The organism is Streptomyces sp. NPDC050263, from assembly GCF_040655955.1.
Classification (GTDB): Bacteria; Actinomycetota; Actinomycetes; order Streptomycetales; family Streptomycetaceae; genus Streptomyces.
On record NZ_JBFAKW010000079.1, the window covers coordinates 35,369 to 42,714 of the forward strand.

At 72.4% G+C, this 7,346-nt stretch carries 6 protein-coding genes; 4 read left to right on the forward strand and 2 right to left on the reverse strand.

Going from position 1 to position 7,346, the window contains the following annotated elements:
* Positions 1–77 precede the first annotated feature (77 nt).
* Together AB0J04_RS29585 and AB0J04_RS29590 are read left to right on the forward strand one after the other, a co-directional pair.
* A complete protein-coding gene (locus AB0J04_RS29585) occupies positions 78–1,172 on the forward strand; it encodes a chemotaxis protein (RefSeq protein WP_363171625.1) in 1,095 nt (364 codons plus the stop codon).
* A 58-nt stretch (positions 1,173–1,230) separates the two neighbouring features.
* Entirely contained in the window at positions 1,231–2,256 is a 1,026-nt protein-coding gene (locus AB0J04_RS29590; protein WP_363171626.1) for a Gfo/Idh/MocA family oxidoreductase, read from the forward strand.
* A gap of 13 nt (positions 2,257–2,269) precedes the next feature.
* Here AB0J04_RS29590 and AB0J04_RS29595 read toward each other — a convergent pair whose 3' ends face one another.
* A complete protein-coding gene (locus AB0J04_RS29595; RefSeq protein ID WP_363171627.1) occupies positions 2,270–2,683 on the reverse strand; it encodes an SsgA family sporulation/cell division regulator in 414 nt (137 codons plus the stop codon).
* Between the two features lie 350 nt (positions 2,684–3,033).
* Here AB0J04_RS29595 and AB0J04_RS29600 point away from each other — a divergent pair, with 350 nt between their 5' ends.
* On the forward strand, positions 3,034–4,416 hold the full coding sequence (locus AB0J04_RS29600) for a SpoIIE family protein phosphatase (RefSeq protein ID WP_363171628.1): 1,383 nt from the start codon (positions 3,034–3,036) through the stop codon (positions 4,414–4,416).
* A gap of 26 nt (positions 4,417–4,442) precedes the next feature.
* On the opposite strand, the gene AB0J04_RS29605 is transcribed toward AB0J04_RS29600, so the two are convergent.
* Positions 4,443–5,945: a hypothetical protein gene (locus tag AB0J04_RS29605; RefSeq protein ID WP_363171629.1), complete on the reverse strand. Its 1,503-nt coding sequence runs from the start codon at positions 5,943–5,945 to the stop codon at positions 4,443–4,445.
* Between the two features lie 232 nt (positions 5,946–6,177).
* Between AB0J04_RS29605 and AB0J04_RS29610 the strand changes: the two genes are divergently transcribed.
* Complete coding sequence (locus AB0J04_RS29610; RefSeq protein WP_363171630.1) at positions 6,178–7,317, forward strand: aminoglycoside phosphotransferase family protein; 1,140 nt, start codon at positions 6,178–6,180, stop codon at positions 7,315–7,317.
* Positions 7,318–7,346 lie beyond the last annotated feature (29 nt).

The window sequence follows — 7,346 nt, forward strand, 5'->3', positions numbered from 1 at the left end:
GGGGTCGCCGTCACCGTCGTCCGACGAGAAAGAATCCCGGCGGTGCCCCGCGGACGAATCGGACCTATCGTGCTCATATGGAGCACGCACTCAGCCCCGCGACCCTCTCCGAACTGCGCCGCCCGCGCCCCTATCCCGCAGTGTCCGTGCTGACGCCGACCCATCGCCGGGAACCCGAGAACACCCAGGACCGGGTCCGGTTGCGCAATGTCGTGGCCGAGGCGAAGAAACAGCTGGACGCCGACCCCGCGGTCACCCGCGAGCGGCGCGCCGACGTCGCCGACCAGCTCGACCGGGCGCTCGCCGAGGTCGATCTGGCGCACACCGAGGACGGCCTGGTCATCTACGCGGCCCCGGGCGAGCACCAGGTGTGGTCCCTGGCCCGTGCCGTCCCCGAGCGCGTCGTCTTCTCCGACACCTTCCTGACCCGCAACCTGGTCTCCGCGCAGGCCGCGGAACGGCCGTTCTGGGTGCTGTCGGTCTCTGCCGACCGCGTCACGCTGTGGAACGGCGGCGCCGACCGGGTCGCCGAGGCGGCCGACAGCGGCTTCCCGCTGACCAGAAGCCGGGAGAACTTCGACGCCGAGCGCCAGGAGCGGATCGGCGACCTGCCCAGCACCTTCCGCGACGAGGGCACCCGCCACTTCCTGCGCGACGCCGACACCGCCGTGGGCAGACTGCTGCGCGAGGACCCGCGACCGCTGTACGTCACCGGCGAGCAGGCGGCGCTGTCGGCCCTGGACGAGCTGGGCACGGTCACCCGGGACGCGGTGCACATCGCGCACGGCGGGCTCTCGCACGGCACGCCGGACGCCGTCTGGCAGGCGGTGCGCCCGCTGCTCGACGCGGAGGTCCGCCGGGACACCGCGGCCGTCGCCCGCGAACTCGACTCGGCCCGCGGCCACAAGACGTTCGCGGCCGGCGTCGACGAGCTCTGGCAGAGCTCGCGGGACGGCCGGGTCCGGCTGCTGGCCGTCGAGGAGAACTACCGCGTCACGGTCCGCGACGACGGGGATCATCTCGTCCCGGCCGTGAGCGGCGACCTCGACGCCCGCGACGACATCGTGGACGAGATCGTCGAGCAGTGTCTGGAGACGGGCGCCGAGGTGCGCTTCGTGCCCGACGGCACCCTGCGCGACGCGGACGGGATCGCGGGGGTGCTGCGGTACTGACGCTTTTTCCCGGCGGCGTACGCTACGGCGTGATCGTCCGCCGGGAGGGAGAGCGCGCGTGGGTGACCTGCTGGGCGTGGCCGTGCTGGGCGCCGGGCACATGGGCGCCGACCACATACGCCGCCTCGACGGCGTGGTGAGCGGAGCCAGGGTCGTCGCCGTGGCCGATCCGGACGCCGCGCACGCCGAGGAGGCCGTGGCCGGCATCGGATCGGCGACGGTCCACACGGAGGCGGCTGCCGCGCTCGACGCGCCCGGCGTCGAGGCCGTGCTGATCGCCTCGCCCGGTCCGGCGCACGAGGAGGCGCTGCTCGCGGCGTTCGCCCGCGGCCTTCCGGTGCTGTGCGAGAAGCCGATGGCGCCGGACTCGGCCGGGGCGCTGCGGGTGCTGGAGGCGGAGGCCCGGCTGGGGCGGCGGCTGGCGCAGGTCGGGTTCATGCGCCGCTACGACGCCGAGTACCGCAGGCTCAAGGCCCTGCTGGACGACGGGCGGCTCGGGCGGCCGCTGATGCTGCACTGTGTGCACCGCAACGTCTCCTCGCCGCCGGACTTCACCAGCGCGATGCTGGTCGACAGTTCGGTGTCGCACGAGATCGACGCGGCCCGCTGGCTGCTCGGCCAGGAGCTGACCGCCGTCACCGTGCTGCGTCCGCGCCCCTCGTCGAACGCCCCGCAGGGCCTGCTGGACCCTCAGTTCGTGCTCTTCGAGACCGACGGGGGCGCCCTGGTCGACGTGGAGGTCTTCGTCAACTGCGGCTTCGGGTACCAGGTGCGCTGCGAGGCCGTGTGCGAGTCGGGCAGCGCGCGTGTCGGCGACGATCACGGGATGCTCGTCACCACGCGGGGCGCGGCCGGCGCGGAGGTGCCCCAGGACTACCTGGTGCGGTTCGTGGACGCCTACGACCGCCAGGTGCAGGCATGGGTCGACGCCGCCCGGCGGGGCCGGGTCACCGGCCCGAGCGTGTGGGACGGCTATGCGGCCTCCGTCGTCGCCGAGGCGGGGGTCCGGTCCCTGGAGAGCGGCGGGCGCGTCGCCGTCGAACTCGCCCCGCGTCCCGGCCTGTACGCCGGGGGCGGCTCCTGACACCGGGCGGGCCTCAGACGTTGCCGAGCAGGGCCTGCAGCCCCTGGTCGACCGCGGCGCCGACGTCCTCCCGGCCCGCCGCGACCACCGCGTAACTGCGCAGCAGGAAACGGCGCAGGGCGCCGCTGTCGAACTGGAGCAGGGCCATCCCCAGCGGGGAGTGGAACTCCATCACCGTACGGTCCGGCCCGCAGGGCCAGATGTGCACGTCTCCGCTCCCGGCCGGGCCGCTCATGCCCTGCTCCAGCAGGGCACGGGCGAAGGTCCAGGTGACCGCCTCGCCGGCGAGGGAGACCTCCGACGGGAAGTCGACGTGCACGGCGAAGGGGTCGTCGGCGTCGTAGCGGAGCGTGGCGGGCACGGGCAGCTCCTGGTCCTCCGCGGTGATCAAGCTGGCGCGGACGGGTTGTTCAAGAGTGATGTCCATGCATGTACGACCTCATAGAGGCGCTTTGCATTACGCGAAACCGGGATCGAATTCATGTGACCTGCATCACACGGGTAGACCTATGGAACATAAAGCCGTAGAACGCGAGCCCGACAGTCACCTCGCCCCCCTCAGGTGTCCCCCAAGTCACGTACGTCACCTACGACTTGACCTCCCCCGGGCGCTCACGACCCACCCCTCACCGCCCCTCCGTGAGGACACTGGCATATGCCGGAAGCATCACCGAATCGTGTGTTGCCAAATCCCTTACAGGGTGTCTCGGGCTGTGCAACAGTCGTAACGGCCCTTGCGTCAGCCTTCGTCGTACCGTTCCCGCATCGGAGTGCGTCATGCCGCCCCATGTCTCTGCGGACCGCTCAGCCGCCCAGCCGCCAGGGCGCGGCTCGGTCGACGCGCTGATCACCCAGACACGACGGCTCAAGGGCGACATGGACGCGGTACGGCAGAACGCGCAGGACGACGGAACGGACCCGCAGGGCCGCTGGCAGCGTGCGCTCTACGATCTCGCGCTGCACCAACTCGACGACCTCGACGCCCACTTGGCCGAGCTGCGGGACGGCCCGCCGCCGGTGCCGGCCGCGGCGCCCGCGACCGCCCGGCGCGAGTCGCTGCTCAGCCGGGTCGGCAGCGCCGAGTGGAACCTGATGACGGACGAGGCCGTGTGGTCCGAGGAGCTCTACCGGATCCTCGGCCGCGACCCCGCCGCTCCCCCGCTCACCCTCGACGAACTGCCCTCGCTCGTCCTCGAGGAGGACCGGCCGAAGCTCACGGCGATGGTCACGGACTGCCTGATCGACGCCCGGCCGATCGACGGGGAGTTCCGTGTGGTCCGCCCGGCCGGCGAGCCGCGCACCGTGCACATGATGGGCGAGCCCGTGCTCGACGCCGAGGGCGGCACCGTCTCGATGTGGGCCGTCCTGCGGGACGTGAGCGAGGTGCGCCGCAGCCAGCGCACGGTGCGCGAGAGCCGTGACTCGCTCCAGCGCCAGCGCCACCGGGCGCAGACCGAGCACCGGCTCGCGGTCGAACTGCAGGAGGCCGTCCTGCCGCCGTGGCGCGGCTCCGTGCGCCTGCCGCACCAGGGCCCCCGCTCGCTCGACCTCGCCGCGCACTACCTGCCCGCCGCGACGACCTCGCTGATCGGCGGCGACTGGTACGACGCCCTGGAACTCTCCGACGGCCAGACACTGCTCAGCGTCGGCGACCTCACCGGACACGGCCCGGCCGTCACCTCGACCACGGCGATGATGCTGGGCGCCCTGCGCGGCATGGCCATGGCGGGCACCGGCCCGGCCCAACTGATGTCCTGGCTCAACCAGTTACTGGACGCCGCCGTCCAGCCGGCCCTGGGCAGCGCCGTCTGCTGCCGCTACCGGCCGGACACCCGCACCCTGGCATGGGCGCAGGCCGGACACCCCGCCCCGCTGCTGTTCCGCGACGGGACGGGGCGCCGGCTGACCGCACCGGAGGGCGTGCTCCTCGGAGCCACCGCACACGCCGCCTACGGGCAGGCCGAAGAGACCCTCGAAGCAGGCGACCTGCTCCTGCTGCACACCGACGGACTCGCGCCCGCCGAACAGCTCCTCGCCCTGGCCCCCCGGCTGGACGGTCCGCGCACCGCACAGGACTGCATACGGATCGTCCTGGAGGAATGCGACCAGGCCGAACGCGCGGACGACGCCTGTGTGCTCGTCGCCCGGGTCACCAGGTGAACCTCACATCGTGAGCCCCACGAGCCTCACGTCCGGACGCTGTTGCCCGACCTGCCCCCCTTCTGCTTCGGCAGGGCCAGCCTGATCTCCTCGCGCAGCTCGCTGATCCTCGGGTAGTTGGCGTACTCCGCGGTGAGCCGGTACATCTGGCTCAGCCGGTCCCAGGTGCGCCGGGAGGAGTTCGACCCCATCGCCATCAGGGCCAACCGCGCGAACCGGTCCGCCTGTTCGGGGTCGTCCGCGATGAAGCAGGCGGACGCCATGGACAGATGGTCGAAGATCTTCGACCGCTCGCGCCCGTCTACGCGCAGCGCGAGGGCCTTCTCCGCGTAGTGCTGGGCGTGCACGGCGGCCTGCGGGTCGAACTCGGCCAGCGTGCGGTACGCCAGGGCCTGCATGCCGTACAGATCCTCGTCCCGGAAGGTCTGCATCCAGGACGGCGGTGTCACGTCGCCCTTGTCGGAGACGAAGAGGTCCTCCGCCCGGCCGAGGGTGCGGCGCATGGCCTGCCCCTTGCCCATCGACGCCTGCGCCCAGGCCTCGATGGTGTGGAACATCGCCCGGGTGCGCGGCAGCACCTCGCCGCCGGCCCCGGACTGGGCCAGTTTCATCAGGTCGAGGGCGTCGTCCGGCCGGCCGAGGTGGACCATCTGACGGGCCGCCCGGGAGAGCGCCTCGCCGGCCCTCGGCCGGTCACCGCCCTCGCGTGCGGCATGGGCGGCGATGACGAAGTACTTCTGGGCTGTGGGCTCCAGGCCGATGTCGTGCGACATCCAGCCCGCGAGCACGGCGAGGTTGGCCGCGACGCCCCACAGGCGCCGCTGGAGATGGGTCGGATGGTGGTAGGCGAGGATGCCGCCCACCTCGTTGAGCTGTCCCACGACGGCCTTGCGTTGCAGCCCGCCCCCGCGGGCCGCGTCCCAGGCTCGGAACACCTCGACCGAGCGCTCGAGTTCGTCGACCTCCTCCGTTCCGATGGGGGCCGCCTCGTAGCGGTCGAGCCCAGCGGGGTCGGCATGATGGAGGTGGGGATGGTCGATGACGGTAGCGTCGGCGGAGAGGGTGGGGTCGGTGTGGAGCCACTCGTACATGGCACTGCTGAGAGCTGATCCCGCGGCGAGCGCGGCACCCGCGCCCACCAAGCCGCGTCGGTTGAGCATGAGGTCCATTCCCGTGAATTCGGTGAGGACCGCAGCAGTCCGTTCGGGCGCCCACGGCACACCGTCGGGATGATCGACACTCCCGCCGCCGGGCCGTTTCCCTGTACGCCCGTGCCGGACCAGACCGAGGTCCTCGATGGTCACGACACGGCCGAGACGCTCGGTGAACAGAGCCGCCAGCACCCGCGGCACCGGATCGCGCGGGGTCTCTCCCGTGTCGATCCACCGCCGCACCCGGGAGGTGTCGGTCGACAGTTGGGGGTGGCCCATGGCCGCCGCCTGCCGGTTGACCAGCCTCGCGAGTTCACCCTTGGACCAGCCGGCCAGGCCGAACAGATCCGAGAGGCGGGTGTTGGGTTGTCCGCTCACGTCAAGCCCCCAGGTTCTCGGCTGAGTTGACAGTAGCCCCGGGAAAGTTGCCGGGCGACTATTCGCCAGGGTTCGCCAGGGTTCGCCAGATGGTGTGCCACCGGGCGATGGGTGTCAGGTAGGAAAGCGCCACCCCGACCCGGTCGCCGAGGGACACTCCCCAGGGTGCACCCGGGTGGACCGGTCGGGGCAGCGTTCTGACGTCCGGCACACGAAGGGATCTGTTTCTCCCATGTACGCAGCATCGTCCTCCGTGTCCGCCCCGCCCCGGTCGCTGCACTCCCGCCCGGGCGGCGGCGGCCCCTACCTCGACCCCGCGCGGTCGGCGGGCCCCGCGCTCGGCGCGGGTCTGACCCGGCGCCCCGCGGGGCTCGGCACGCAACCGCTCAGCGGAAGACTCGACCTGTCCGGCCCTCAGGGCGCCCAGCTGCGCACGGCGATCGCTTCGGTGCACCGGATCTGCCCGGAGTTCGCCCCGGTCCAGGTGCTGCGGCGCAGCGGCCGCTCGGTGCTCCTGGTCGGCACGACAGGACGCAGTACGGCTGTCGCCAAGTGTTTACTGGACCACTCCCCCGTGTGGGCGGAGCGGATCCGGCACGAAATAGCCGCGTACCGCACGTTCGTCCGGCACCGCCCCCCGGTGCGGGCGCCGAGACTGATCGCGGCGGACCCGGACAACTGCACACTGGTGATCGAGCGGATGCCCGGGCGCGTGGCGGCACTCCAGCGGCACCCCACCGAGGCCCCGCCGCGGGCGGACGTGCGGGCGGCGCTCGGCGCGGTCTGCCGGCTCAACGCCTGGCGGCCGCCGGCGGGGGCGTTCGACGCGCCGCTCGACTACGCGGCCCGGATCTCCCGCTACCACGAGCTGGGTCTGCTCACCGACCGGGACCTCGGCGACCTCCAGAAGCTGCTGCACGGCATCGCGGCCACCGCGGGCCGGCAGGGCATGGGCCAGTTCTGCCACGGCGACGCCCTCCTGTCGAACATCCTTCTCTCACCGGCCGGTCCAGTGCTGGTGGATTGGGAGCACGCGGGCTGGTATCTGCCGGGCTACGACCTGGCGACGCTGTGGTCGGCACTGGGCGACGCGCCGGTGGCGCGCCGTCAGATCAGCCAGATCGCCCAGTCGGCGGGCCCGGCCTCGCGGGACGCCTTCCTGGTGAACCTGATGCTGGTCCTGACCCGTGAGATCCGTACCTACGAGACCGCCGTGCAGCGTTCGATGCACGACACGGCCCCGACAACCCCGGGGGCGGCCCACCCGGGCGCCGCGCCGTCCGGCGAGGAACAGCGCCTGCTGCTGCGGCGCCTGCACGACGACTGCCAGCTCGCCCGACGGGCGGTGCGAGCGGCGGTCGGCACTCGCTGAGGGGACGAAGGTCCGCGGTGCGCCCGAAC